The organism is Cryptosporangium aurantiacum, assembly GCF_900143005.1.
GTDB lineage: Bacteria > Actinomycetota > Actinomycetes > Mycobacteriales > Cryptosporangiaceae > Cryptosporangium > Cryptosporangium aurantiacum.
This window is the reverse complement of sequence record NZ_FRCS01000002.1, coordinates 293,357-320,334: the sequence shown is the minus strand read 5'-3', so window position 1 is coordinate 320,334 and position 26,978 is coordinate 293,357. Positions and strand designations below refer to the sequence as shown.

The window sequence follows — 26,978 nt, the reverse complement described above, 5'->3', positions numbered from 1 at the left end:
GCTTAAGACATCCCCAAGCCCCGCCTAAACCGGCCGTCCGAGCCTGGAGCGCGCGCCCGCTCCCCGGCACGATGAGAGCCGTTTAGGTGTAGGCCGGGCGCCGGGTGCGTCCGGCGTGGAGCGGTGGAGGCAACAGCTTGGCCAGCAGGGCGTCGCTCGACGAAGGCGTTCACGCGTGACCCGGCCGCGTCGGGACGACGGCACGGACGACGCGCGAGATCTGCTGGCCGAGACCGACTTCTTCGGAGCACCGCGGTCCCGAGACGGTGGCGCCAAGGCTCGCAGCTGGTCGGAGAACACCGGTGAGCTGCGCGCGATCGCTGATCCGGCGTCCGGCCGCGGTCGCCACCGCGACCCCGAGCCCCGGCGGCGCTCCGCCCCGGGCGCGGCTACCGGTGCGATCGCGGGTGCTCTCGAGGCGCGGGCCTCCGGCCCGCTGACCTCGGAGCGCGCGGCCACGCCGTCCTTCGACACGCGGTCGCCGCGGCCCACGGCCGGGACCGCTGCCGGAGCTGGCGGGTCCTTCGCGGGAGCCGGCGGGTCCTTTGCGGGAGCCGGCGGGTCCTTTGCGGGATCGGCTGGGGCCGTCGGCGGGCCGGCCGGGTTCCAGGGCGGGGGCGCCGGTGGGGCTTCGGCGGACACGCAGCTGATCGCGCGGCAGCCCGCGGCCAACTCGGCCACCGGGCGGCTGGCCGGGTTACGCCGGCTGTTCCGGCGTCGCTGGTTCGCGCCGAGCCTGACCGGCGGTGCGGTGCTCTGCTCGGTCGCGTTCGTCACCGGTGTCGCGCAGTTCGCCGGCACCGCGTGCGCCGCGGTACTGCCCGCCGGCGTGGAGACCACCGGCCAGGCCACGTTCTACGACGGCGGTACCGGCAACTGCTCGTACCCGACGCTGCCGGCCGACGACCTCTACGTCGCGCTCGGCCCGGACGCGTACTCGGACGCGGCGGCCTGCGGCGGTTACCTCGACGTCACCGGGCCCTCGGGCAGCGTCCGGGTCAAGGTCGTCGACCAGTGCCCGGAGTGCGCAGCCGACCACATCGACCTGAGCCGCACGGCGTTCGCCCGGATCGCCGACCCGGAGGCCGGGCTCGTTCCGGTGACGTTCAAGGCGGTCGCCGACCCGGCCGTCCCCGCGAACCTCAGCGTCCGGGTCAAGGAAGGCTCGTCGGCGTTCTGGCTGGCGCTGCTGATCGACAACCACGGCAACCCGCTGACGAAGGTCGAAGTCAGCGCGTCCGGAACCGCGTTCACCGCGCTCAGCCGCACGTCGTTCAACTACTGGGTCGCCGAGGGAGGCGTCGGCGACGGTCCGTTCTCGGTGCGGGTCACCGACAACGCGGGCCGCACCGCGACGATCCCGAACGTGACGCTCAGCCCGGGCACCGTGCAGGAGTCCGCGGTGGCGATCGGCGATGGCACGCTGAGCGCCCCGCCGAGCAACTCGCCGACGCCCAAGGCGTCGACGACGACCAGGTCGGCGGGCTCCCCGCAGCCCGCCGACGCCGAATCCACGACCGACGCCACCCTGGCGGCGGCCGCCGGAAGCAGTGACCAGACCGAGAACCAGACGGACACCGCAGTCACCCCGGACGCCGATGCGTCCGAGGAGATCGCGGCGAACCCAGCGCCGTCGTCGTCCCTGGCGGTACCTCGCGCCGCGGAAGCGACGGCCAAATCCACGGGGCGGAACTCATGTGGCTAGGCCCAGGAGGGCGACGACGGTTGTTGCCCAAGCGCGGACGGCGGCGTCCGGCGTCGGCGCGACGAGGCCCGATCGGCCCGCAGCTCAGTCGTCCGCCTGCCGGTCAGCCGCGGTCGTCCCGATGAGTTGAGCGCGGGGGCCGTTCGGCCCCGCGCTCGTGCAGAGCAGTCGACAATGACCGCATGGCCTCCGCCACGGTCACCGTCGACCTGGTCGTCCGCGATCTCCTCCACGAGGACCTCGCGGCGTGCGCGTGGACGGGTACACCGACCCACCTGCGCTACATCTCCGCCGCGCTGGGCAGACGCACGTCCGGAGCCGTCGACTACCTGGCCGTGTGTGGCCCGAGTGACCTTCCGCTAGGCGTCGGCGGCGTCGACTACCGTCGCCGCCCCGACGCGGGCTGGCTGTGGCAGTTCGTCGTGCATCCGGCGTTCCGTTCCTGCGGGCTCGGGACGCTGCTCGTGCGCGCCGCCGAGGACCGGATCAGACAGCGTGGGCTGGCGCACGCCGAGCTGGGCGTGGACGCCGCGAATACCGGTGCCAGGCGCCTGTACGAGCGGCTGGGCTACCGGGTCACCCGGGAGCAGGACGAGGAGTGGGACGACATCGACGCCGGCGGGCGGGTGGTGCGCAGGCGCTCCCACTGCGCGGTGCTGCGGCGGACGCTTCCGCCCGCCGCGGCGTGATCAGTCCCCGATCTCCACGACCTTCAGCAGGATGATCGACACGTTGTCCTTGCCGCCACCCTCGAACGCGGCGTGCAGCAGCGCGTTGACGCTGTCGACCGGGTCGGCGTGCGGGTTCGCCAGCGCGGCAGGCAGGGCCTCCGGCTCGCTGTAGTCGGTGAGGCCGTCGCTGCAGAGCAGGAAGCGGTCGCCCGGCACCACCCGGTGCTCGGAGACGTGCGGGTGGATGATGCTCTCCTGGCGGGTGCCGCCGAGGGTCTGCGTGACGATCGTGGTGAAGCGCCGACCGGACGCCGGGTCGAGCGGCGGCGAGTCGTCGATCGAGAGCTGTTCGAGCGATCCGTCGTCGGCCACCCGGTAGCAGCGGCTGTCGCCGACGTTCAGGCAGAACGCGCGGTCACCGTCGAGCACCAGCCCGACCACGGTCGTCCCCATGCCGTACCAGTCGGGGTTGTGAGCCATCTCGGCGAACACCGCGTCGCTGGCGCCCCGGACGGCGGCAACGATGGTCTCTTCGTCATGCAGCTCGGGCGTGGCGTCGCTGAGCAGCGCGGCGGCGAGCCGGCTGGCCCGGAAGCCCTCGACGTGGCCCCCCAGCCCGTCCGCGACGAGGAACGACACCGCGCGACCGGTGTTCACCTCGAGCCGCACGGGCTCGTTCTCGAACGCGCCGGAGAGGAACCCCGCGACCGCCAGAGTGTCCTCGTTGCGGCCGCGGACCAGGCCGCGGTGCGTCACCGCGACTACGTCGACCCTGGTCACCGTGGACCTCCTCTACCGGCTCTGTGGCGACAGGCTATGCCCCGCCAGCATCCTGTGCTGCTTTCCGCGCCGCTCGGCACGGAAAGCAGCGTCCGGGACGCGGTTCACCACCGCTCGTCGCGCGTGGGGACGCCGCAGCCCGGACCGGGACTCACTGTGGACGCCGTTGACCGACGTCACCGCGCGGATGGTACCGACTCGTCGCCACCGCGTCCGGTGGTGGCCCGGTTGCCGGCCTCTCCGTCAAGCGTCCGGCGCCGATCTGGGGACAACTCGGCGGCCGGTGGACGGACGATTCCGGACGGTATTCGCGCGCATTCTTTAGTCCTCGAATTCTGCGAGGAGGCGCTTTATGAATGGGTTGCGTTCGGCAGCGGCCGGGGTCGGTTTTCTGCTCTTGTTCGTCCCGCCGCCCGGCGCGGTCGACCGGATCACGTTTCACGTCCGGTACTTCGCCGAGGGCGGCAGCCATCAGACGTATCTGGACGCCCGGCGCGGCGCGGGCGTGGCCGGGGAGGCCTGGCTCGACGCGTCCGAGCACGACGCCAGGCGCGCCCGGACGCTGACCGTGTGCCACCGGCGACCAGGGGATCATCCGGTGCGTGCGGTCATTTCCGTTCCGGACGGGCGGCGAATCAGCTATTCCGCTCCGCACCGCGGTGGTTGTTACGAACGAATTCTTGGTTACCCGTTTTCCCGGTGGCAATTGGCGTTCGGTTCCCGGCTCTCGGGGTCGGTGCCACCGCCGCCCCTCGTCTGAACCGCCCGGTCAGCGTGTCGACGACGCGGTCCGTCGTCCAGTGCCCGCGGACGCCCGGCCGCTCGGCGAGGTACGCGACGAGCGTGTCGGCGTCCCAGCCGTGTGCCTCGTATAGGCCGCTCGCGATCATCCCCAGGTACCGCGCCGCCGGCGGGTTGGGCTCGACGTCGGCGCAGGACCACGGCGCGGTGAACGTCAGCATCGGGTGTCCGTCGAGGTCGCCGGGACGTACCAGCGTCTCGTACCGCCCCGGCCCGAGACACGCGCGGCCGGTGGTCAGCACCTCGGTGAGGTCCAGGTCGACGTCGGGGTGCCGGGCCATCTCCTGGGCGGCGACGTCGGCGAACTGGCCGGCGGTCAGCAGGTACGCGCGGGCGGCGGCGCGGCCGGGCAGCGTCGGGTCGTAGAACGCCATGCCGCCCGTCCACGTGCGGGATTCCAGCGCGAAGTAGACGCCGCCGGGCAGGAAGACCGGCATCGTGCGGCGGGGCGGGCGAGGGTCGCGGCAGCCCGGATAGGTGCGCGCGGCTCCGACCGGGCGTCCACCGGCGAGGTAGTAGCGCAGCCGGTCGGCGTGCATGTTCGACCCGTACGCGACGTACCACACCAGCTCGGTCACCGATCGAGTGTCGCCGGTGCGGCCGCCGGGCCGGGCGGCCACCCCGGGTCGTACGCTTCGTACTGTGACTGCGTCTGGCGAGGGCCCTGGTAAGCGACCCGCCGAGCCGACGCTGGATGCCCGCGTCGACTCGTTGCTACGCAGCCTCTCGCGGATGCGGAGCGACGGTGCGGCGCGGAAGAAGAAGCCCAAGAAGGTCGTGCGGGTGCTGGTCTACTGGCCCGCCGAGCAGTGGGACGCGATGGCCGCGCGCTGGCCGCAGTTCGTCCCCGAGTACGGCGACGACCACGACACGCACCGGCGGATGGTCGAGGACATGCTCCGGCGGCACGCAGAGGACTCCGGCGCGACGCTGGGCGTCGCGTCGCTGACCGTCGACGGGCTGGTGGAGTTCGCCGCCGCCCGAGAATTCGACGCCGCGGGATCGGAGACCCGTGCGGCCTACGCGGCGGAGCTGGGGCGGGCGGGGACCGTGACGTCCTGGCCGCCTGCGCAGCGGCAGAAGTGCTGGTGCGGCTCCGGGCGGACCTACCGCGAGTGCTGCGCGGCGATCTGATCCCGCTCGGGGGCCGGCGGGTGCCGCCGTGGTTGCCGCGCCGCGCCGCGCCGGGGGCGGCGGGGCGGCGGGGCGGCGGGGTGGCGGGGTGGCGGGGTGGCGGGGCTCATGAAAAGCGGATTAGACCAGCTATAACAAGACTGATCCGCGTTTCATCGTGTCTTGGGTGCCCTGGGACCCGCCGAAGTGCGCGCGATCGGCCCTCGGTTACAGCCTGAAAACCCGTCATCCCGCGGGCCGCACGGTGCGGGCGAGCCGGTGGACGTTCGTGGCCGCCGCGCTTAGGGGGCGACCAGTTCGGCGCGGCCGTCGCGGACCGGATAGCTGACCTCCGCGGTGACCACCAGCGGAGCGAGCGCGCCGCCGCTGCCGTCCGAACCGGCCCAGGTCACCGCCCAGGTGACGCCGACCCTCGTCCGGTAGCCGCCGCCCGGCTGGTCCACGGACGTCCGGCGGTAGGTGTGGCCGCAGTCGGGGGAGCCGGTCGGGCCGTGGGTGGCGTCGGTCAACGGCGTTCCGGAGGTACGGCAGGTGACCCGCGAGCCGTCCCCCGGCCACCAGGTGACGCGGACCGGCGCGGCGCTGACCACGGCGATCACCGCGCCCGCCCGCACCTCGCGGGAGAGCGGCGTCCGCCAGTGCGCCGAGTTGATCCACAGCCAGGTGGGGGTGCCGGTGAGCCCGCCGGACGCCCCGTCGGCGAACCGGACGAGCGGCCGCAGGGACGGCGTGGGAAGCGGGATCGTCAGGCGGCTCCGCGCTTCGACCGCTAGCGCGACGACGTCGTCCGGCGGCCCGCCGGGAGCTGAGCCGGTGCCGACGTTGCAGAGCAGGTTCGCCGACGCGTTCGGCACCGTGCAGGCGTCGTCCCACGCCTCCGGAGCGTCCGCTGCGGTCGGTGGGCGCGGACGCGTGCGGCCGTGCCGGTCGTCGCGCACGGTGATGTCCACTGATCGCCGGTTGTCACCGGTCACCGTGACCGGGTCGTCCCCGCCCTGTGCTGGCGTCGCCGCCAGCACGATCGCCACCGCGACCAGCCAGGCCGCGCCCCATGCCAGCACGCCGCCCCGGGTCAGCGCGGCGGCTCGCGTCAGCACGTCGTGCCTCGGGGGTAGGTCACGGCGGAGACGCGCCAGGTGCCGTCGGTGCCGCGGGTGAGGTTCGCACGCACCGGGTTCCGGGCCACGCCGCGGGTCACCGGGCCGTCGGCGTCGGCGACACCCGATCCGGTGGAGTCCAGACACCCCTCGACGAACGCTAGCGCGCCCTCGATCCGGACGGTCTGGTGCAGCGGCACGTCCCGCCCGTAGCTGCGCTGCCCCTCGGCGTCCAGCACGGCGAGGCTCCGCACCAGGTGGGTCAGCTGCGGCTCGGCCGTCACCGGCGCCAGCAGCGTGCGCCTGCGGGTGGCGGGCGCGGCAGCCGCGGCCGGCAGCGCGTCGGTCCAGAACCGCAGGTACTGCGCGAGCGCCTCCGCCTCCGCCGCGCGAACCTCGGCCCCGCTCCGCCCCGCTTCGGTCCCGCTCCGCCCCGCTTCGGTCCCGCTCCGCCCCGCTTCGGTCCCGCTCCGCCCCGCTTCGGTCCCGCTCCGCCCGGCGTCGGCCGCGGTCGGCCCCGCCGAGGCCGCCCCAGTGGGCGCGGCCCCGGTTGACGCACCTGGCGGGGCGCTCGCGGCGGGTGGGAGCGAACCGTAGGGCTCGGCGCCGCTACACGCCGCGCCCACGAGCAGGCAGGCGACCACCAGCGCTCGCACCGTCCACATGCATCAACGGTAGCGACCCGATCACAACACGTTTCAATTTTCCACAGGCCAGTGCCGGAGCGTGGAATCGAACTGGGTGCGGACGACGTCCACGAGCTTGTCGACCTCGTCCGCAGGCCACTCCGCGGTCTCGATCGGCTCCAGCACCGCGACCTCCACGGTGCCCGGGTGGACGAGCAGCGAGTCCCGCCACATCAGGTCACCGGCGTTGCGGATCACGATCGGGACGATCGGCACGGCCGCCTCCACGGCCAGGTGGAAGCCACCCTTCTTGAACCGCCCGAGACGTGGCGTCGGCGACCGGGTGCCCTCCGGCGCGATCGCGATCGACACACCGGCCCGCAGCTTCGCCACGGCCGGCTCCAGCGCCGCGCGTCCCCGCCCGGCCGCGCGATCGACGTACGCGACGTCGAGCAGCGCGCCGATCGCCGCGAACCGCGGGTCGGACCGGGCCTCCTTCTTGACCACCGCGGTGACGTCCCGCCGGATCAGACTGCCTACGATCGCCAGATCCAGGCCGCTCTGGTGGTTGAACATGAACACGGCCGGACGCCGCGCCCAGAGGTGGTGCTCGCCGGTGACCTCCACCCGAACCCCGGCGAGCGTCAGCGCCAGGTCCGGACCGATCGAGCCGGCCAGGTTCGCGGCGGTCGCCCGCGAACGGCTCAGCAACCCGACGCCGGTGCTCAGCCCGACCGACCCCAGCAGCGCACCCAGCGCGACACCGGTCCGGACCAGGGCGGCCGCCCCGAACCGGCTGCCCGGCGGGTCGAGCCGCATCACCGGCCAGTCGTGCAGCAGCGCGGCCGCTGGCAGGTCGCCGTCCGGGTTCAGCGCGCACGGGTACCCGGCCACCGCCAGGAACGGCACGTCCTCGGCGCCGTTGGAGTACGCGTAGCTCTCGGTGAGCGAGATGCCCACTTCCGCGGCGTGCGCCTCGACCGCGCGGGCCTTGGCCGGGCCCCAGAGCGACCCCGCGGCCAGGTCGCCGGTGAGCATGCCGTCCTTGACGCTGTGCCGGGTGCAGAGCACCTCGTCGAACTCCATGTCCTTGGCCACCGGCCCGGCTTGGAACCAGGTCGCGGACGTCGCCATCACGAGCGTGTGCCCGGCCCGCCGGTGCGCCTCGACGAGCCGGCGCGCCCCGGGGTAGATCAGCCCGGCGATCTGCTGCCGGAACAGCCGCTCGCCCCACTCCTCGAGGTCCTCCTCCTGGCGTCCGGCCAGCGCCCGGACCGCGAACGCGGCCAGCGCGTCGAGGTCGGCACCGCGCAAGCGCATGTCCAGCGCCAGCCCGAGCGTCCGTCCGAGCTCGGCCAGGCCGACGTCCCGCTTCCGGATCCGGTCGCGGTACACGGCGACGGCGGTGTACCCGTCGATCAGCGTCCCGTCGAGGTCGAAGAACGCGCCGACGGACGGCCCCTGCGGGCCGGCGGCGATCGCCGCCAGCCGATCGTTCAGCTTCACGCTCGAGATACCCCCGGTCGACGGGCACTCACGGTCACAGCAGGCGACGCGACGCTCTCGTTCCCTCCGGTCCCGGCCGTCCCGGAGCCGCCGGGCGGCTGCGGGGCAGCTCCGGGGCCGGCCGGGTCGGAGCTGCCGGGCTGGGGCGCGGCGGCTCCGGGGCCATCCGCGTCGGAACTGCCGGGCTGAGGCGCGGCGGCTTCGGGGCCATCCGGGTCGGAGCTGCCGGCGTCGGCCGGTTCCGCTGTGGGCAGGCCGTCATCGGCCGGACCGCCGTCGGGCAGGGCGTCTCCGGGCAGGGCGTCTCCGGGCAGGGCGTCTCCGGGCAGGGCGTATCCGGGCAGGGCGTCTTCGGCCGGGGCGTCGGAGTGGCCGGTCTCGCCGAGCGCGAGCGCCCGCACCCGGCGGACCCGCTCCACCCAGCCGGTGATCTCCGCGGCGAACTCCTGCCGGGCCTGCTGCACCTCGTCCCGCCCCGGGTCGACCAGGTCGTGGTTCGCGGCCAGCTTGAGCGCGGTCGCGAACAACTCACCCGAGATCGACTCGGTGCTCGCCAACTGCTGCTGCATCCGGAGCTGCTTGGCGACGTCGAGGCACTCCCGGGTGAACGCCTTGGCCTCCACCGGCTGCCGCGGGTCGCGGGCGGCCAGCCGCTGGGCGACCACCCAGTACGCCTCCAGATACGGCTGCAGGACCCGGTGGGCCAGGTGCGGCCGAACCGAGGCCAGCAGCGTCGCGGCGCCGTCCGGATCGGCGAGGCGCGCCCGCCACTCCGGGTCGATCAAGGCCAGCTCGCGGTGCAGCTCGGAGCGGAACGCGTCCTTGTCGCTGAAGAAGAACTCGAACTTCAGCAGGTCGCGCAGCGCGAGCGCGGCCTTCCAGCCGTAGTCGATCAGATCCGCCGGGGCGGGTTGCCCATCGGCGATGGCCTGCAGCATGAGCTCGGCCACCGCCCGCGTGACCAGGAAGTGGATCGTGTTGTTCCGATAGAACGCGGCGACCAGGTGCTGGTCGGGGCCGATCCGGTAGACCGGCTCGGTGCCCTTGTCGTAACGCTCGACGACGCCCGAGCTCGCCAGCTCGTCCAGCGTGTGGCGGACGCCGCGCTCGTCGGCGAGCCCGAGCCCGGTGCGGGTGGCCAGCTGACGGGCCTCGAAGTACCCGGTCAGCGGATCGAGGACGGCGGCGACCTCGGAGACGGTCAGCGCCCGGTCCTCGATCCCCAGCAGCGCCAGCGTCACCAGCGACCGGGGCATCACCGGGCTCGCCTCGTTGATCCGGTGGCAGACCTCGAACGCGGTCTTCTGCACCGCGAGCCGGGTGTCCGGCGCGTCGGCGAGCGCCTGCCGCAGCGAGAGCGGCTCGCCGAACCGCACCTGGACGCATCCGCGCTGGTTGTTCTGTGCCCGGTTGAACTTCAGCAGCCAGGCGAAGCTCTCCGGCGACTTCGCGGCGCCGTGCGCCTCCTCGGCCATCACGCCGACCTCGTAGAGCTGGTCGTAGCTGAGCGAGACCGGTACCAGGTACACGTCCTCGGCGCCGCTGGACCGGAACGCTTCGGCCAGGTAGGTGAGCAGCCCGTAGCGGGGCGGACGGAGCTTGCCGGTGCGGCTGCGCCCGCCCTCGATGTACCACTCCAGGTTGAAGCGCTTGGAGAGCAGGTAACCCATGTACTCGCGGAGCACCCAGCGGTACACCGCGTCGTCGGCGATGCTGCGCCGGATGAACACGTAGCCGCTGCGCCGGGTGAGCGGCCCGACCGGCCAGAAGTCGATGTTGATCCCGCCCATCACGTGGTTGAGCGGCAGGCCGTGTGCCAGCAGCGCCGGGCGGAGCACCAGCGGATCGAGATAGGAGCGGTGGCTGGGCAGGAAGACCAGCGGGTACTTGCGCCCGAGCTCGCGCAGGTCGTCGGCCTTCGAGTCGTCGACGACCACCCGGTAGGCGCGGGAGAAGTACCGGCCGAGCCGGTTCCAGGCATCGATCGCCCGGCGGTCCTGTGCCGCGACCATCTGGTGCAGCGCGCCCAGCGCCCGCTGGCTGACCTCCGCGACCGGCAGGTCCAGCTCGTCCGCGAGCTTCTCGACGCCGGCACGGAAGCGCGGGCTCGCGGTGATCTCCTCCACCACGTAGCGGGCGACCTTGTACTGGCTGCCGATCAGGGCGCGCTCGGCACGGTCGAGCGCGAGCACGGCCTGCCGCCGCACGAAGCTGTCGAAGCCGTCCTTGGACGCCAGCCGCTGCCAGCGCTCGCGCAGGTCGTCGACCGTCGCCGGTTTGCCGACCAGCACCCGGTACCGGTCGGCCCCCTGGCGCACGAGCAGCCGCTGCACGGTCGACTGCGAGCGGCGGGCACCCATCCGGGCCACCGTCGTGCGGAGCTTCGTCAGCGGCTTCTCGTCCTCGGCGGCCGGCAGCCAGGCCACCCGGAGCGGGGTGACCAGCAGGTCACCGGCGTTGTCGATGGTCTCGTGGAGCCGGCCGTCGGTCAGGTCGACGACCAGCCGCCCGCCGTCGCCCGACTCGTTCTCCAGCTGCTCGGTGAGCCAGGCCGCGATGATCTGCCGTTCCTGCGGGGTGTCCGACTGGACCAGGTAGAGCGTCCCGCTCCGGACGGAGTCTGGTTCTGCGTCGCGCATCACTGCGCTCCTTCCGTCCGATCGTTCGTCGACTTCTTGGCGCGGGTCGTCCGGCCCGACGACGGGCGCTTCTTCGGGGTGCGCGGCTTCGCAGGGCGGAGCGCGAGCACCTCGTCCAGCCCCTCGGCGAGGCATTCGAGGAAAACGTCCGGCTCGGTCACGGCCGCGGTGTCGATCGTGACGCCGATGCAGCAGGTGCCGGTGTGCGAGACGAGCGTCGCCATCACCCCGCAGCCGGGCGCGGGCGCGAACGGGAACATCCGGTCGATCCGGGCGCCGGCCATGTATACCGGCACCGGTATCCCGGCGACGTTGCTCGCTTGCAGGTCGATCAGGCTGGTCTGGCCGAGATACCAGCGGGCCACCGCCGCGACCGGCAGCCGCGACAGCGCGGGCGCGGCGAGCGTCAGGATGTCGGCCGCCGGCTCGGCCCGCGCGTCGAGCACCAGCTCACGGATGCGCCGGATGCGGTCGGCCGGGTCCCGGACGCCGATCGGCGCCGCGAACCGGGCGACGCCGAACCGGTTGCCGCCCATCGGGTCGGCTGAGTCGCGCAGGCTGATCGGCATCCCGATCGGCAGCAGGTCGATGGGTGCGTCGAGCCGCTCGTGGTAGCGGCGGAACCCCGCGAGTAGCGCCGCCAGGTAGGCGTCGTTCAGCGAGCCGCCCGCGGCCTTCGCGGCGCCCCGCAACTCGTCGACCGTCGTCTCCAGCGTGCCGAACCGACGGCCGAGCCCGCGCCCGCGCAGGATCGGCGACGGTGGACACGACGGTGGCGCCGCCAGGCGCAGCAGCGACTGCGTGAATCCGATCGCGCTGCCCGGGTCGCGCACCGCACGCTCGGCCAGCCGCAGGCCGGCCTGCGCGCGGCTGAGCACGGTCTCCGGGAGCGTGCGGATCTGGTCGGTGAGCTGCTCGCGGAGCGCATCGAGGCCGCTCAGCTGCTCCGGCGGTGGCGGCAGCGCGGACGGTTTGTCCGGTGTCGGTTCCCGCCTGCGGCTGTGCAGGAGCGTCACCAGCTGCATGCCGCCCATGCCGTCGGTGATGCTGTGGTGGGTCTTGAGTAGATAGATGGCGGTGCCGTCGGCGAGGCCTTCGACGAGTAGCGCCTCCCACGGCGGCCGGGCCCGATCGAACGGCCGGTCGACCACCGTGCGGCAGAGTTCCAGCGCCGCCGCGAACGTGCCCGGCTCGGGCAGGCGGATCCGGCGCAGGTGATAACCCAGGTCGAACTCGGGATCGACCGACCAGACCGGCTTGCCGAGCTGGAACGGCGGATCGACCACCCGCATCCGGAAGCGGGGTACGACGCCGAGCGCCCACTCGTGGGCGGCGACGAGCCGGTCCCAGTCCGGCGTGGTGTCGAGGACGTCGATCGCGGCGATCGTCGACCGTAACCGCGGCTCGGCTGCCTCCAGCCGCCACATTCCGGCCTCGAAGTCCGACATCGTCCGCCCGGCACCCCAGCCGAGCGCCCCGTAATCAACGTCTACCGCGCTGGGTGGAAGTTCTAGCCCGGTCACCGCCACCTCCCCCGGTCTGGGCGCGGCGCCTCGATCTGCCTATTTCGGTCGCGCGCGTCCCACTTTTCCTGCCCCGGATGTGGCGCGCAACACACTTGGCGAGATCAGCGGCGTAGCCAGCCGGGACGGACGGTTCGATCGGAGGTCGACGGTGTCCGGGCAGGTGTTGCGATGGGCCACCGCGTCCGGGTCGCGGTAGGCCTCGGGGAACTCGTCCAGCATCTCCTCAAGCGCGGTCTCCAGCCACGTGAGCGCCGATGTGGGCAGGCCCTGCCTGCGGCCGGCCCAGCGCGTCCAGGCCGTGAGGACGGCAGGCATCGCGCTCTTCGACGCCGCGTCCAGCAGCGCGTGTTCGGGGACGTCGACCAGCAGCAGTTCGTCGAGGACGCCGGGCCCGACCCGGGCGGGGACATCGGCGTGCGCGATCGCGCGGTCGACGAGCAGCCGCGCCCAGCGGCCGGCGAGGTCGGTGTCGAGGAGATCGGCGGCCTCCGGTGCGGCGAGGAACTCGGCGATCAGCGCGTCCGGCTCCACGTCCGGCTCCGGGGTGACGGTCTCGATGCTCGGCGGCAGCTGCCGGACCCTGGCCAGCGCCAGGGCCCGGTGCGGTGCCAGCTCCTCGTTGACCCGGGGCTCGACCAGCCCGTCGGTGATCGTGAACGCCTGCTGCAGGCGGCGCCGGGCCGCTGCGGGCTCGATCGGCTCAAGGAACGCCACCGGTGTGGCGGCGAGCTCGTACTGCAGGTCGGCGAGGCTGCCGGCGACCGCCTCGGTGAAAAAGACGTCCTTGGCGATGCCGCCGAGCGTGTGGTCGATCAGGACGAGCATCGCGTGCTCGTTCGGCCCGCGCCGGAACGCGCAGAGAATCGTCTCCTGGTCGCCGAACACGTCCCCGTAGTGCCAGCATTCTCCGGCGGAGAGGTCGTCCACAGCGGTTGCCCAACGTGGCCGCGGTACCCCGGTGGCCGCGATCCGGTCCGCGGCCGCCGCAGCGGTCCGGCGGGCGGACGCGCTGCTCGCGATCCGGCTCAACGCGGTCAGCGCGGTCAGCGCCGCCGGGCGGTCGGTGCCGTCCACGGCTTCGGCGGCGGCCACCCAGGCGTCGGCGAACGTGTCCTCGGCGGCGGGATCCCCGTCCGTGGCGGACCAGACCGCCCCCAGCACGTCCGAGCACCAGAGTTCGGTTTGGATCGGGTCCCCGTCCTCGACCAGGTCAGCTGCCTGGCGGAACAGCAGCCGGACCAGGTTCTCCGGCAGCGCGTCGGCTGGGTGGGTCGTCTCGGGCGGAGGAGTGGACTCCGGTGGGGTAGCCAGGGACAAGTGCGTGGACGAGCGCGGGCGGGTTGATGACGGCCTGCGCTTCGGCGTCCGTTGGCTCATACGCCAAGATCCTTCCACCGATTTGCGTGGTGCGACGACGACGCCCCGGTATCGATTGATAATCCCTGTTTTATAAGGGATATGGGGATGTTGGTGATACTGAGCCGTATCAGCGGGGGATTAGCGAACTCGGCGATCCCCACCAGGAGACCCGCAGCAGCTCCCGACCCCGGGTGGCGGCCACGAACAACACCGACCGCTCCTCCTGCAGATCCAGCGCGTACCCGAGTGGATCGTCGTCCTCGGGGGTGAGCGCCGACGGGTCGGGCACCGCACCGTCGTTCACGCCGATCAGCGCGGCTCGCCGGAACTCCAGACCCTTCATCCCGTGCATCGTGCCGACCGTGATCCCGTCCTCGCCCACCGGTACGCGCGCGTCGGCGAGCGCGGCCGCGGCGCCCCGTGCCACCCGCGGTGTCCTGGCGGCGACCCCGATCTCCCGCCAGTCGACGCCGTCGGAGTGCCAGCGCCGGACCGCCTCGGCCAGCCCCGCCAGCTCGGCCGCCGCGTTCGGGTAACCGACCAGCTCCGGGTCCGCGCCGCGCCCGGCCGAGCGGTATCCGCGCATCGAGTCGACGCCGCCGTCCAAGTCGTCCGAGTCGGACTCGGCGAGCACCCGCATCGCCCAGCCGAGGATCTGGGCGGTCGTGCGGTAGTTCACGGTCAGCCGAGTCGACCGGCCCTCGACGTCGATACCGAGCGTTTTGAGGTGCACCCGATATCCGTGGATGCGCTGGTGCGGGTCTCCGGTGAGGAACAGGTCGTCGGGCCCGGCCGCAGCCGCGGCCCGCAGCAGCCGCCACTGCGCGGGGTGCAGGTCCTGCACCTCGTCGACGACGACGTGGCGGAACAACGGCTCCGGACGCTCGGCCAGCAGCTGCGCGGCCTGGTCGGCGACGGTGAGCGGAGTCCACACGCCGGTGGCCAGCAGCACCCGGCTCGCTTCGGCGAGGCCCGGCCAGAGCTGCTGCCGCTGCGCGGTGGCCAGCCGCAGGCCGCGCCCGCGCCGGTCGGCGGCGAGGTACCCGTCGAGGTCGGCGATCCGCTGCGCGAAGACGACGCCCTCCCACTCGCGGCGCAGGAAGTGCGGCCCGTACCGGCCGCCGGTGCGCCGGGAGGCGTCCGCCCAGAGCCGGGCGTACTCGTCGTCGGTCACGTACCGGAGCGCGCCGTGACGCTCGGCGACCACCTCGTCGGCCAGGCGGTCCAGGTTGACCACCCGGACGGTTGTGCGCTGCCCGGCGTCCAGAATTTGTTCGAGGTCGCGCTCCAGCGCGGCGGCCAACTCGTCCGAAAACGAAGTGAGCAGCACCGACGACGGCGGGATCTCCGCCCGGGTCACCAGGTGGCGGACGCGGTGCAGGGCGGTCACCGACTTCCCCGTTCCGGGGCCGCCGAAGACGATCGCGGGCCCGGCGTACGAGGGCCGATAGGCCACGGTCTCCTGCTCGGGGTGGAGGAACACCCGTAGGCGGGACGGCGCGATCGCGAGCAGCGCGAGCAGTTCGACCGGGCCGTCCACCAGCGCGATCCGGCCCTGCGAACGGCGGATCGCGGCGGCGAGATCGTCCGCGTACGACGGCTGATCACCGTCCGGGGAGAGCAGCAGCCCGTCACCGAGCAGGTGCAGCGTCGTGTACTGGGCCTCGGGCAGCGCGTGCTCGAGCGTCCGCAACTGGTCGAGGGTGCGGACCGTCCTGGCGACCGCCAGGACGTCCGCGCTGATACCGAGCCGGTGCAGCTGCTGGTCGGTCAGCCGGTCGAAGAGCAGCGCCGGGGCTTCCTCCGCGGCCTTGCGGTAGTCGGGGAGCAGGCGTTCCAGCTCCTCGACGTCGGTGACGTCGAGGACGCCGGAGGCGGCGTTGACCGCGAGCGCGTGGTGCTTCGCCCACGTCACGGCCTCGGCCTCCGGCCGGACGCCGAGCAGTAATCGGACGTCGTCGGGCGCGGCGACCGTCGCGCGCAGCTCCTCGGTCAGGCGGACCGTGCCCAACCGGTCGTCCCGGCCGCCTGGCACCGGCTCCACCGGGAGCTCGGGGAACCGCGCGAGCGCGGCCCGCACGTCGTCCCGCTGCGCCGGATCGAGCCGGCCGAACTCGCCGAGGAACTCGACGTGTACGGCGAGTTGCGCCACCAGTCTCCTCCGTTGCGGTCGCTCCGCCCGTCCCGAGCCTGTCCCGCCCAGTCTGGTAGACCAGGGAAGTCGGCCGCGCACCCGGGGGAGACCGATGGCGAAGTTGAGCACGATCCTCGACCAGATCGATTCCGGGTCGATGCTCCTGCCCGAGTTCCAACGTGGTTACGTCTGGAACCGCGATCAGGTTCGGGGCTTCATGCGGTCGCTGTACCTGGGGTATCCGGTGGGGTCGCTGCTGGTCTGGGAGACCGACACCGCCGACCAGGCCGTGCGGGGCGTGGTCCCCGGGGGCGGAGTGCGGCAGTTACTGCTGGACGGACAACAGCGAGTCACTTCGCTCTACGGCGTGACCCGTGGACGGCCGCCCGCGTTCTTCGAGGGGGATCCCGCGGCGTTCACCGGCTTACGGTTCCACGTGGCCGACGAGGTCTTCGAGTTCTACGCGCCGGTCAAGATGAAGAACGACCCGCTGTGGATCGACGTCACCGAGCTGTTCGTCCGCGGTGCCGAGTGGCAGCTGGAGCGCCTGTCGTCGGACGCGCGCAACTGGTCGTACGTCGGCCGGCTGATGAAACTGCAGAACCTGCTCGACAAGGAGTTCTACGCCGAGCAGATCACCGGCGCGGACAAGACCACCGACGTCGTCGTCGAGATCTTCAACCGGGTCAACTCCGGCGGCACCAAGCTCTCCAAGGGTGACCTCGCGCTGGCCAAGATCTGCGCCGAGTGGTCGGGCGCGCGCGCGACGATGCGCTCCTACCTGCAGCGCTGGGCGGATGAGGGTTACGAGTTCACGCTCGACTGGCTGCTCCGCAACGTGAACGCGGTCGCGACCGGCCGGGCGCCGTTCTCCGCGCTGGACGACGTCTCGGCCGACGAGTTCGAGCAGGCGTTGACCGACGCCGCCGCGCACATCGAACTCGCGCTAGACGAGATCGCCGCGCGGCTCGGGCTCGACCACGCCCGGGTGCTGCCGGGGCGCCCGGCGATCGCGGTGCTCTCCCGGCTGATCTCGGACAACGGCGGTGAGTTCGGGGACGCCGCCCAGCGGGACCGGGCGCTCTACTGGTACATCCACTCAGGCCTGTCGGGGCGGTTCGCCGGCTCTACCGAGACCTACCTCAACCAGGACCTCGCGTCGGTCTCCGGGCCGGGTGGCGTCGACGAGCTGATCGCCCGGCTGGAGCGCTGGCGGGGCAACACCCTGACGATCGACCCGCGCGACCTGGACGGGGCGGGCAAGGGCTCCCGCTACTACCCGCTGGTCTACCTGGTCGGCCGGGTGCTCGGTGCGCGGGACTTCGGCACCGGCGGTGAGGTCGCGGCCGCGGCCGGCCTGCGGGTGCAACCGCTGTTCGGCAAGGCGGCGCTGTCCCGGGCCGGCTACCGGCCGACCGAGATCAACGCGATCGCGAACTTCGTGCTGGTGACGCCGGAGAGCGCGGCCGAGATGGCGCGCCGCCGCCCGGAGGAGTTCCTGGGCCGCGCCGCCGAGGCCTATCCCGGGCTGCTCGCGTCGCAGTGCCTGCCCGCCGACCCCGAGCTGTGGCGGGTCGAGCGGTACCGCGACTTCCTGGCCGCGCGGCGTGAGCTGCTGGCCGCGGCGGCGAACCAGATCCTCGAAGGGTTGCGCACCGGCGCCAGGGTCGACGCACCGCGGCTGCCGCGGATGGTCCTGCGCCCCGGCGGTGACGACGAGATCGACATCCGGGCCGAGGAGGTCGGCGCGCTGGTGGAGGAGCTGATCGGGCTGGGGCTCGCGGTGCCCGAGCGGGACGCCGAGATCCCGGACCCGGAAACCGGCCGCGCACTCTCGGTCGCCGAGGCGGTCTGGCCGGACGGTCTGCAGCCGGGCCAGGGCGCGCCGGTCGTCCTGGAGCTGGACCCGGACGGGGCCGACCTGCCGCGGATGGCGGAGCTCGGCTACGAGGTGTTCACGTCGGTCGAGGCGCTGCGGGGGTACGCGCTGCGCCGGAGCCGGGAGGCGACCGGCGGGGCCGTGTCCGCGCCGGTGCCGGCGCCGCCGCCGGTCGTGGCGCCGGCCCCGGTGGTCGCCGCCGACCCGGCGGCGGAGTTCCACCGGGCTATGACGACGATCCACCAGCAGGCGCGGGACGAGACCGGCTACTCCGCGACGTACCTGCTCGCGATGCTGGCCGAGGACGGCGGCGTCGAGACGGCGAAGCGCCTCCTGGCGTCCGCGACCGTGAGCACGGGGTTCACCGCGCTGTGGCAGAAGGGACGCCTCGACCTGACCGTCGAGGCCCTGGTCCTCGACCCCCGGTTCGCCGGTCTGTTCACCGCGGAGGAGCTGGACGCCGCCCGCAGCCGCCTGGCCCAGTTCGGCTTTCACGCGTGAAGACCGGCCGCGAGGCCGGTCTTCACGCCTGGGATGCCGGTCAGCGGCCGGGCCACCAGATTTTCGGGCCCACGTGGACCGCGAGGGCGGGGACGAGCAGCGACCGCACAACGAACGTGTCGAGCAGGACGCCGACCGCGACGATGACGCCGATCTGCACCGACGGCACCAGCGGCAAGACGCAGAGCGCCGCGAACGTCGCCGCCAGCACAACACCGGCACTGGTGACGACCCCACCGGTGGCCGTGAGCCCGCGCAGCACGCCGGGCGTGTGACCGAGTCGGCGCACCTCCTCGCGGGCCCGCGTCATCAGGAAGATCGAGTAGTCGACGCCGAGCGCGACCAGGAACAGGAACGTCGTCAGCACGATGCTGTACTCCAGGCGCGGATACCCGATCAGGTGCAGGATCACGGCCGCGGCGCCCATCGCCGCTGCGTACGAGAGCACGACGCTGGCGATCAGCAGCAGCGGGGCGACGATCGCCCGCAGCAGCACGACCAGCACCAGGAACACCACGGCGAGGATGAGCGGCATCAGCACCCGGTGGTCGCGGTCGGTTGCGTGCTCGGTGTCGAGCTGGGCCGCGGTCTGACCGGTCACCTGGGCACCGGTGTCGTCCACAGCGTCCCGTAGCCGTTCGACGGTCTGCTGCGCGGCCGCACTGTCCGGCCGGTCGGCGAGCGTCGCGGCGATCAGCGCCGTTCGGCCGTCCTCCGAGATCCGCGCGTCGGCCACGTCCGCGACGCCCTCGACGCCCGTCGCCGCAGCGACGGCCTCCGGAGCGCGGTCCGCGTCCACCACGATCTCAGCCGGAGCGGACGTTCCACCGGCGTAGTGCTGTTCGACCAGCCGCTGTCCGGTCACCGAACCGACCTCGCTGGTGAACGTCTCGTCCGCGGGCAGGCCGAGGCTGAGGGTGGAGGCACCGAACGCCACCACGACCAGCAGCGCCGCCGACGCGCCCCAGACGCGGCCCGGCGCACGTCGCACCAATCGCGCCACCGCACTCCACACGCGCGGCTCCCGCTCCACGACATCCCCGACTCGCGGCACGAACGGCCAGAACAGCCACCGTCCGCACACGACGATCAGCGCGGGCAGCAGCGTCGTCATCGCGGCGAACGCGGCGAGGATGCCGAGCGCCGCGACCGGCCCGAGCGACCGGGTGCCGTTCAGGTCCGCGAACAGCAGGCAGAGCAGCGCCAGCGAGACCGTCGCCGCCGACGCGAGGATTGCCGGGAACGACCGCTTCAGCGCGACCGCCATCGCCTGGTGCCGGTCCTCGTGCCGCCGCAACTCCTCCCGATAGCGGGAGATCAGCAGCAGCGCGTAGTCGGTACCCGCACCGAACACCAGGATCGTCAGGATGTTCTGCGACTGCAGGTTGACTTCCAGCCCGGCGTTCTTCGCTAACAGATACACGACGGCGCTCGCGACCTGGCTCGCTATCGCGACCGTGAGCAGCGGGATCAACCAGAGCACCGGGCTGCGGTAGGTCACCAGCAGCAGCACGGTCACCACGCCTGCGGTGACCAGCACGAGCATCAGATCCATGCCCTCGAACGCGTCGAAGATGTCGCCGTCGGCGCCTGCGGACCCGGTGAGCGCGGTGTTCAGACCCGCGGGCTTGTCCTCGGACAGCGCGTCCCGGATCTCGGTGGTGGCGTCGGACTGCGCGTCGCTGTCACCCGCGAGCGGGAACGACAGCAGCAGGGCCTGACCGTCCTCGCTCGGGACGGCCGCCGGCACGGTGCCGTCGAGCGCGTACTGGGCGAACGCGGCCCGGTCCGCTTCCACCGCGGCGCGGTCGGCGTCGGTGACGCCGGTGTCGCGGGTGTAGACCGCGACCGCCACGAGCGCGTCCGCGCCGGGGAACGCGCCTTCGACGCGTTGCTGTGCCTGGTACGCCTCCGACGAGTGCGGGGCCGAGGTCAGCGCGTCGTTGTTCTGGACGCTGGTCAAGCTGGCAGCCAGCGGGCCGGCGATTCCGGCGAGCACCAGCCACCCGAGGATGACCAGGAACTTCGCGCGCCGTCCGGCAGGAAAGGTGATGAGCCGGCGCCAACCGGGTGGGTCCGGCTCCGGGGGTCGTGTCGTTGGGGTCGAGTCGAGTTCAGTCGTCATGTGCGCAGCGTCGGGCGCTCGGCGCACCGATCACGCACGCTCCGCTGACGGCCCCGGCCCCGCCTCGTCAGCCAGACGGTGCAGCTCGGTGATCGCCTCGTCGCGCGTGAGCGCAAGCGCGGCGTCGTACGTGGCGTTGAACACGTCCGGGCCGAGCGCCGCGCGGACAGCGTCCGCGATCGACGGGATGGTCGGATAACTCGGGCTGTGCCCACCCCGTAGCGCCGGCACCAGCCCGAGCAGCGTCGCCGCCGCGCCGGCTTCACCGGCGAGTTGGGCGGCTGCGGCCAGACCCTCCGCGACGTCGCCGACGAGCGGCGAATGGCGCGGGATGCCGCTGTTCAGCGCGCTGCGGTGCCGCTCGCGGGCCGCGGCGGCGTCGCCGGTTGCGTACGCGACCCAGCCGAGCCCTATCAGCAGCAGCGTGCGCGCCTCGTCGGCGACGTACCAGCCGCCGGCGAGCTCGGCGAGCCCCGACCGATAGAGCCGCTCCGCTTCCGTAAGGTCCCCCCGCAGCCAGGCCAGCTGGCCCTGGCCGGCTCGCACCCTGGTCATGACGTCGGAAGCGCCGGCGCGCGCGGCGAGTTCCGCGGCGGCTCGGAACGACGCCTCGGCGGTCTCCAGTTCGCCGACGCGCAGGTCGCTGGTCGCTCGGCGGCAGAGCAGGTCGCTCTGGTCCTCTTCGGAGTTGAGTTCGGCGGAGAGCCGCATCGCCGCGCTGTTCAGCGCGAGGAACTGCTCCCGCTCGCCCTGGCTGTCCGCGATGTCGGCGAGTTCGCCGAGCGCCATCGACTCGCCCCACCGGTCGCCGAGCGCGCGGAAATCCGCGACGGACTCCTCCAGGTTCGCGCGGGCTCCGGCCACGTCAGCGCTGAACATGTGCCGCATGTAGGCGCGCCCGAACTTCTGCAGGGCGTCCGTCCACGGGTCGACGTCCGGATTGTCGTACCAGGCTTCGAGTTTCGAGTGCTCGCTCTCGGCGGGTGGACCGGCGCTCAACGCGGCGAGCACGTTGAGGAACGGCAATCGTGGTGGCCGGAACCCCTCGTCGGGCTTCACCGGCCAGACCGAGCCCTCTCGCGCCCAGGCTCCGTCGTACCCCGCGAGGCGGGCGGCCAGGACGCAGATCGCGTGCTCCTCGTCCATGCCGTGCGGGGGACGCGGACCGACCCCTTCCAGCAGGTCGCGGGCGAGCACCCCGAACTCGCCGCGCCGACCGCGGATCCAGGAGTACATCGCGAGCGCGGCGGTCAGCCGCAGCCCGAGCGCCGGATCCGCGGTGCTCGACCAGCGCACCGCGGCATGCAGGTTGTCGCGCTCGCTGTCCAGGATCGCGGCCCAGCGGAGCTGATCGCCGGTGCGCAGCCGGGCGTCGCCTTCCAGGGCCAGCTCCAGGTAGTACTCGGCGTGCGCGCGGCGGAGCTGCTTGAGTTCACCGGACTCGGCCAGCCGCTCCTCGCCGTACATCCGCACGGTGTCGAGCATCCGGTAGCGGCCCTCGGTCAGCTCCACCAGCGACTTGTCGACCAGCCCGGAGAGCAGATCGGCGTCGTCCAGACCGCAGACCTGATCGACCGCGGCGGCCGTCGCTCCACCGATGAAGACCGTCAGCCGCCTGGCCAGCGTCCGCTCGCTGTCGTCGAGCAGGTCCCAGCTCCACTCGATCGCCGCCCGGAGCGTCCGGTGGCGGGCCGGGCCGGTGCGCTCGCCCCGGGACAGCAGCCGGAACCGGTCGTCCAGGCGGGACGCGACCTCGGCGAGCGGGAGGCCGCGAAGCCGGGCGGCGGCCAGCTCCAGCGCGAGTGGCTGCCCGTCCAGCATCCGGCAGATCCGCAGCACCTGTGGCGCGGTCTGCGCGTCCACCACGAAGTCGGGACGCGTCGCGGCCGCGCGATCGGCGAAGAGCTGCACGGCGGGCGCGGTCCGGATCTTCTCCAGCGGGTCGTCGACGGCGGCCAGCCCGAGTGCCCGCACCGGCAGCAGACGCTCGCCGGTGATGCCGAGCGGTTCCCGGCTGGTGGCCAGCGCGCGGAGCGACGGGCAACGGCGGAGCAGGTGGTCGGCGAGCGTGGCAGCGGCGTCCACCACGTGTTCGCAGTTGTCGAGGATCAGCAGCATCGGCCGGTCGGCGAGCGCGGCGACCAGGCGGTCGAGCGGGGCGCCCGCCGCGACGGTCGGACGTAGGCCGCCGTCGCGGAGGCCGAGAGCGTCGAGTACCACCTGTTCGACTTCGGCGCCGTTCCGCACCGTGGCCAGCTCGATCAGGCAGCTCTCGCCGTCCCGGCGCGCGGCCGCTTCGATCGCCAGCCGGGTCTTGCCCGCGCCGCCCGGCCCGGTCAGCGTGACCAGCCGGTGGGCGTCGAGGAGGTCGCGGAGCCGGCCGAGCTCCTCGTCGCGGCCCACGAAGCTGGTCAGCTGGGCCGGCAGCCGCTTGACGGGGGCCGGGGTGCGGTGGTCGGGTTCGCGGAGGACGGCCAGGTGCGCGGCCCGCAGCTCGGCCGACGGGTCGGCGCCGAGCTCGTCGGCGAGCGCCCGGCGGGCGTCCTCGAACGCCAGCAGGGCTGCGGCGGTTCGACCGGTCGTCTGCAGGGCCCGGATCAGGTGGACGCGGAGCTGCTCGCGCAGTGGGTGGGTGGCCACCAGCGCTCGCAGCTCGACGATCAGCTCGTCGGACACGTCACCGAGCTCGAGTGCCGCCGCGATCCGGGCCTCGGACGCGGTCAGCCGAGCGTCCTCCAGCTCGGTGGCGAGCGCCCGGATCGGCGCGCTGTCGCCCGCGTCGGCCAGCGCCGGGCCGCGCCAGAGGCCGAGCGCCTCGGTGAGGAGGGACAGCGCGTGCCGCGGGTCGGCGGTGTCCCTGGCGTCGGCGACCAGCGCGCGGAAGCGGTGGACGTCGACGTCGGCGGGGTCGATCGCCAGCCGGTAGCCGGCCGGGTGGAACTCGACCGGTGCGGCGTCGCCGAGCAACTGCCGCAGCCGGGAGACCTGTGACTGCAACGCGTTCGTCGCGCCTGCCGGGGGCGCGCTGCCGTACACGCCGTCGATCAGCCGCTGAGCCGGGACGAGGTGCCCGGCGTCGGCGAGTAACAGGGCGAGCGCGGAACGCAGCCGGGCACCACCGACGGGCAGCGAACCGCCGTCGGGGGCTGCTACCTGGATGGGCCCCAGGATCCCGAACCGCATGCCGGTAATTCTTCCGCATCGGTGGTCGGTGGGGCGCTGCTGGCGATGGGTGGGCAGGATGGGGCAGAAGAAGAACGGAGTGTTCGGGTGGATCACGTGACCGAAACGGCGGCTCCGGCCGCTCCGGCGCCGACCCCCGCCGACCTAGGACCCCGGCCTGACAGCGGCAAACGGATGCTGGTGGTCCTCGTCGGCGGCTCGGTCGTGCTGCTGATCGTCGCGATGGTCACGATCCTGGTCGCCGGGTTGGCGTTCTGGAATTCGACCGAACCGGTCCCTGCGGAGCCAGTGACGAAGAGTTACACCGGCGCGCTCGCGACGCCGGTCCGTATCGTCCCGGTCACCGGCGTCGACCAGGGCGGGTGCGCCGGTCGGGGCACGCCGGGGCGAACCGTCGGCGACGGTTGTTACCGGCTCGGCTCGGGTGGGATGACCGTCACGATGGTCGAACGAGTGAACACCGCACTCCAAAACGGCCAGTGGCTGATCGAGGTGCGGTTCTCCAGCGCCGATACGGTCGCGTTCCGCGCGTTGACGTCCCAGCACGTCGGCAAGCAACTCGCGCTCGTCGTCGAGGGCACGGTGCTGGCCGCGCCCGAGGTCGCCGCGCCGATCACGGCCGGGAAAGTGCAGATCGTCGGCGGCTTCACGAAGAAGGACGTCGACGCGGTCTTCACCGAGCTGACGACGCGCCGCTGAGCACCCGGTCCAACTCGCGCCACAGCGCGCGGTCCATCGTCCGCCGGGTCGTGGGCACCGGGCGCCGCGAGCGTGCGGGCAGCACGACGTTTCCGTCGACCACGATGCCGACGTCCGCGTAACCGCACTCCAGCAGGCACAGTTCGCTCGGCGGTTCCGGCAGCACCAGCGCGACCGGCGCGAACGCGAGGAAGGCGCGGGCGATCGACAGCGCTTGCCGCCACGAGCCGCGTACCGGCACCAGTGCCCCGCCCAAGGTGGGCTGCCGGTCTTCTCCGGCGGTGATCACCACGGTCAGCTCGGTGTCCAGCACCCGGACGCCGTCCAGCAGCGTTCCGTGCCATCCGAGCGCTTCGACGACGCCCTCCTCACACGCGGGGCTCGAAGCCACACCGACCGGGTTCACGCCACTCCTCGAATCGCCTTCAGTTCTGGTCGTTTTAGGTGAAATTCTCACTGTTTACGCCAGCTTGCCGATGGCCGAGTGTAAACCGCGACCGGTTGGCCCGGGGGAGGAACCAGCCATGCCCGAGGCTGTGGCGTCAGCCCGCGTCCCGTTGGCCGTCCGTCCGGTTCTGGCACTGCTCGACCGGCTCCGGTCGGCGTCTCGGCTGGGCCTGGTCATCGTGCTGCTCACGGTGCCCGGCCTGGTGGCGACCGTGGCGTACGCGATCAACGAGACGAACGAGGTCGCGTTCTCCGAGACCGAGCGGGACGGCGTTCAGGTCCTGATTCCGACGCTGCACGCGATGGCGACGCTCGTCGGCGGTGGTGATCTCGACCTGACCGCGACCGAGGACGCCGTCCGCGCGGTACCCGATCTCGACCTCGACGACGAGCTCGCCGAGGTCTCGTCCGCGGTGTCGAGCGCCGGCACCACCACGGCCGCCGGACGACAGCAGGTCGCCGTGGCGTTCGAGGCGATGATCGAGGAGATCGGCCACGCGTCGAACCTGGTCCTGGACCCCGAACTCGACTCGTATCACGTCATGGACAGCCAGATCGTCCAGCTCCCTCGCATCCTGCTCGACGCCGAGGCGGCTGCGGCCACCACCGGGACGGCGGGCAGCACCGAGCTGATCGCGGCCCGCGCCGTCCTGGCCGATCAGCTGTCGACGTCCGCTGACGCGCTGCGCTCCGACCGTGAGACGGCCGTGGCGGAGACCGAGGCGTCCGACTTGGCGTCCCGGTTGGCCGGGCTGGACACGCTGGCCGACGCCACCGACACGCTGGCGGCGTCGATCACCGCGTCGCTCGGCACCCCTGGGGCCGATCCGAGCGGCGTCGCCGAGGCCGCCTCGGCCGCCATCGACGACGGCGAAGGGACGCTGGACGCACTGCTCGAGACCCGGGTCGACGACCGGGCTGGCGACCGGAACCGGATCCTGCTCGTCACCGCCGTCGGCCTGCTGCTCGCGTACTGGCTGGCGTCCGCCGTCTGGTGGCGGAACCGGCACGACGTCGGGCTCGTGGTCGCTGGTGTCCGGGCGATCGCCGACCGGGACACCAGCCACCACGAGCTGCCCACCGGCCGGGACGAGTTCGGCGACATCGGCCGCGCGCTGGGTCAGGCCAGGAACAACCTCGCCGAGCAGGACGAAGCGCTCCGCGAAGCACAGATCAGGCAGGAGCAGCAGGCCAGGGAGAACTTCGCCCAGCAGCGCCGGGCCGAGAAGCAGGCCCGGCAATTGGCGCAGCAGATCATCGAGGAGAGCGTTACCGCGCTGACCGGCGAACTGACTGACGTGGCCGCCGAAGTGGAGGCGGTCCGCACGTCGGCGGGCACGATCCACGCGCGGGTCGGTAACGCCGACGAAGTGCTCCGGCGGCTGCTCGCCGACGTGGGCAACGCCGACGCGGTCACCACCGCGCTGGGCGAGCGTCTGCAGCGGGTTGCCGGGATGACCCAGCTGATCGCCTCGGTCGCCGACCAGACCAAGCTGCTCGCGCTGAACGCCACGATCGAGGCGGCCCGCGCGGGCGAGGCAGGCCGCGGCTTCAGCGTCGTCGCCAACGAGGTGAAAGAGCTCGCGGCCACCACCGCCCGGTCGACCGAGGAGATCACCGGCACGATCCAGGCGCTGGAGCGGGAAGCCGGCGCGGTCTCGTCCACGATCGGTGCGATGACCGCGGGTATCGGCGGCGTCGACCAGGCGACCGGCGCGCTGCTGCAGGTCGCCGACGATCAGCGAGCCACCGTGGCCAGCATGGATCAGCGGTTGGCCAGCGCGCAGGAACGCGTCCAGAAGATGGCCGATCTGCGCAACCTGATGGAGCGTCGCTCCGACGAGCGGGTCCCGGTCGGCGGTGTGGCGGTGCTCTCCGCGAACGGCCGCCGCTACGAACTGCGGCTGAAGGACCTCAGCGAGGGCGGCCTGCGTGCCGTGACGGGCGCCGACGACGTGATCGGGAGCGACGTCACCGGCCGGGTGGATCTGCCGGTGCCCGGTCTGCCCGGCATCGAGGTCGGGGTGATCCGCGGCGGCAGCGCACCGGGCGGCGAAATCGTGCTCGGTTTCCGGAATCTGGCACCCGCCGCACTCACCCGCATCCGCGAGTTCCTCGACTCCCAGATGTAGCGGTTGCGCCGGTTCCCTACCCTGGCGCTCAACT

Annotated in this window: 18 protein-coding genes; 6 read left to right on the top strand and 12 right to left on the bottom strand. The window is 72.8% G+C overall.

Annotated features, from left to right (window positions below):
* The first annotated feature begins 175 nt into the window (after positions 1 to 175).
* Both BUB75_RS08270 and BUB75_RS08265 read left to right on the top strand, forming a co-directional pair.
* A complete protein-coding gene (locus tag BUB75_RS08270) occupies positions 176 to 1,705 on the top strand; it encodes an expansin EXLX1 family cellulose-binding protein (RefSeq protein ID WP_073253771.1) in 1,530 nt (509 codons plus the stop codon).
* A 182-nt stretch (positions 1,706 to 1,887) separates the two neighbouring features.
* Complete coding sequence (locus BUB75_RS08265; protein WP_073253768.1) at positions 1,888 to 2,394, top strand: GNAT family N-acetyltransferase; 507 nt, start codon at positions 1,888 to 1,890, stop codon at positions 2,392 to 2,394.
* Here BUB75_RS08265 and BUB75_RS08260 read toward each other — a convergent pair whose 3' ends face one another.
* Together BUB75_RS08260 and BUB75_RS08255 are read right to left on the bottom strand one after the other, a co-directional pair.
* The gene (locus tag BUB75_RS08260; protein ID WP_073253764.1) at positions 2,395 to 3,156 is read right to left on the bottom strand and encodes a PP2C family protein-serine/threonine phosphatase; all 762 of its coding nucleotides are present in this window, start codon (positions 3,154 to 3,156) and stop codon (positions 2,395 to 2,397) included.
* Positions 3,157 to 3,791: 635 nt separating this feature from the next.
* Positions 3,792 to 4,496 (bottom strand): histone deacetylase, encoded by a 705-nt coding sequence (locus tag BUB75_RS08255; protein ID WP_342761124.1) that lies wholly within the window; start codon positions 4,494 to 4,496, stop codon positions 3,792 to 3,794.
* Between the two features lie 103 nt (positions 4,497 to 4,599).
* Here BUB75_RS08255 and BUB75_RS44115 point away from each other — a divergent pair, with 103 nt between their 5' ends.
* Complete coding sequence (locus BUB75_RS44115) at positions 4,600 to 5,091, top strand: SEC-C domain-containing protein (protein ID WP_178379800.1); 492 nt, start codon at positions 4,600 to 4,602, stop codon at positions 5,089 to 5,091.
* A 281-nt stretch (positions 5,092 to 5,372) separates the two neighbouring features.
* On the opposite strand, the gene BUB75_RS08245 is transcribed toward BUB75_RS44115, so the two are convergent.
* The 7 genes from BUB75_RS08245 to BUB75_RS08210 form a co-directional block, all read right to left on the bottom strand.
* Positions 5,373 to 6,188: a hypothetical protein gene (locus tag BUB75_RS08245; RefSeq protein WP_073253758.1), complete on the bottom strand. Its 816-nt coding sequence runs from the start codon at positions 6,186 to 6,188 to the stop codon at positions 5,373 to 5,375.
* Entirely contained in the window at positions 6,182 to 6,853 is a 672-nt protein-coding gene (locus tag BUB75_RS46135) for a hypothetical protein (RefSeq protein WP_178379799.1), read from the bottom strand. The genes BUB75_RS08245 and BUB75_RS46135 overlap by 7 nt, the downstream gene beginning before the upstream one ends.
* A gap of 33 nt (positions 6,854 to 6,886) precedes the next feature.
* Positions 6,887 to 8,320, bottom strand: coding sequence for an HAD-IB family hydrolase (locus BUB75_RS08230; RefSeq protein WP_218617374.1), 1,434 nt, complete (start codon positions 8,318 to 8,320; stop codon positions 6,887 to 6,889).
* Entirely contained in the window at positions 8,317 to 10,959 is a 2,643-nt protein-coding gene (locus tag BUB75_RS08225; RefSeq protein WP_073253746.1) for a glycerol-3-phosphate 1-O-acyltransferase, read from the bottom strand. Before BUB75_RS08225 ends, BUB75_RS08230 begins: the two co-directional genes overlap by 4 nt.
* Positions 10,959 to 12,488, bottom strand: coding sequence for a wax ester/triacylglycerol synthase domain-containing protein (locus BUB75_RS08220; RefSeq protein WP_425430867.1), 1,530 nt, complete (start codon positions 12,486 to 12,488; stop codon positions 10,959 to 10,961). The genes BUB75_RS08225 and BUB75_RS08220 overlap by 1 nt, the downstream gene beginning before the upstream one ends.
* Positions 12,489 to 12,521: 33 nt before the next feature.
* Positions 12,522 to 13,802, bottom strand: a complete 1,281-nt coding sequence (locus BUB75_RS46130) for a hypothetical protein (RefSeq protein ID WP_073253739.1) — start codon at positions 13,800 to 13,802, stop codon at positions 12,522 to 12,524.
* A 169-nt stretch (positions 13,803 to 13,971) separates the two neighbouring features.
* Positions 13,972 to 15,996, bottom strand: coding sequence for a UvrD-helicase domain-containing protein (locus tag BUB75_RS08210; RefSeq protein ID WP_073253735.1), 2,025 nt, complete (start codon positions 15,994 to 15,996; stop codon positions 13,972 to 13,974).
* Between the two features lie 94 nt (positions 15,997 to 16,090).
* Here BUB75_RS08210 and BUB75_RS08205 point away from each other — a divergent pair, with 94 nt between their 5' ends.
* Positions 16,091 to 18,358, top strand: a complete 2,268-nt coding sequence (locus BUB75_RS08205) for a GmrSD restriction endonuclease domain-containing protein (protein WP_073253732.1) — start codon at positions 16,091 to 16,093, stop codon at positions 18,356 to 18,358.
* A 40-nt stretch (positions 18,359 to 18,398) separates the two neighbouring features.
* Here BUB75_RS08205 and BUB75_RS08200 read toward each other — a convergent pair whose 3' ends face one another.
* Together BUB75_RS08200 and BUB75_RS08195 are read right to left on the bottom strand one after the other, a co-directional pair.
* The gene (locus BUB75_RS08200; protein WP_073253727.1) at positions 18,399 to 20,483 is read right to left on the bottom strand and encodes an MMPL family transporter; all 2,085 of its coding nucleotides are present in this window, start codon (positions 20,481 to 20,483) and stop codon (positions 18,399 to 18,401) included.
* 30 nt (positions 20,484 to 20,513) lie between these two features.
* A complete protein-coding gene (locus BUB75_RS08195; protein WP_073253724.1) occupies positions 20,514 to 23,666 on the bottom strand; it encodes an AfsR/SARP family transcriptional regulator in 3,153 nt (1,050 codons plus the stop codon).
* Positions 23,667 to 23,762: 96 nt separating this feature from the next.
* On the opposite strand from BUB75_RS08195, the gene BUB75_RS08190 reads away from it, so the two are divergent.
* On the top strand, positions 23,763 to 24,365 hold the full coding sequence (locus BUB75_RS08190) for a SecDF P1 head subdomain-containing protein (protein WP_143175081.1): 603 nt from the start codon (positions 23,763 to 23,765) through the stop codon (positions 24,363 to 24,365).
* Here the strand turns inward: BUB75_RS08190 and BUB75_RS08185 are convergent.
* A complete protein-coding gene (locus tag BUB75_RS08185) occupies positions 24,340 to 24,771 on the bottom strand; it encodes a hypothetical protein (RefSeq protein WP_073253718.1) in 432 nt (143 codons plus the stop codon). The genes BUB75_RS08190 and BUB75_RS08185 overlap by 26 nt on opposite strands.
* 118 nt (positions 24,772 to 24,889) lie before the next feature.
* On the opposite strand from BUB75_RS08185, the gene BUB75_RS08180 reads away from it, so the two are divergent.
* Positions 24,890 to 26,944 (top strand): methyl-accepting chemotaxis protein, encoded by a 2,055-nt coding sequence (locus tag BUB75_RS08180; RefSeq protein WP_073253715.1) that lies wholly within the window; start codon positions 24,890 to 24,892, stop codon positions 26,942 to 26,944.
* Positions 26,945 to 26,978 lie beyond the last annotated feature (34 nt).

Excerpts from the sequence above, each read along its gene's own strand:
- BUB75_RS08265 (WP_073253768.1), top strand. The coding sequence starts at position 1,888 with ATGGCCTCCGCCACGGTCACCGTCGACCTGGTCGTCCGCGATCTCCTC.
- BUB75_RS08255 (WP_342761124.1), bottom strand. The coding sequence starts at position 4,496 with ATGCACGCCGACCGGCTGCGCTACTACCTCGCCGGTGGACGCCCGGTC.
- BUB75_RS46135 (WP_178379799.1), bottom strand. The coding sequence starts at position 6,853 with ATGTGGACGGTGCGAGCGCTGGTGGTCGCCTGCCTGCTCGTGGGCGCG.
- BUB75_RS08225 (WP_073253746.1), bottom strand. The coding sequence starts at position 10,959 with ATGCGCGACGCAGAACCAGACTCCGTCCGGAGCGGGACGCTCTACCTG.
- BUB75_RS08205 (WP_073253732.1), top strand. The coding sequence starts at position 16,091 with ATGGCGAAGTTGAGCACGATCCTCGACCAGATCGATTCCGGGTCGATG.
- BUB75_RS08200 (WP_073253727.1), bottom strand. The coding sequence starts at position 20,483 with ATGACGACTGAACTCGACTCGACCCCAACGACACGACCCCCGGAGCCG.
- BUB75_RS08195 (WP_073253724.1), bottom strand. The coding sequence starts at position 23,666 with ATGCGGTTCGGGATCCTGGGGCCCATCCAGGTAGCAGCCCCCGACGGC.
- BUB75_RS08180 (WP_073253715.1), top strand. The coding sequence starts at position 24,890 with ATGCCCGAGGCTGTGGCGTCAGCCCGCGTCCCGTTGGCCGTCCGTCCG.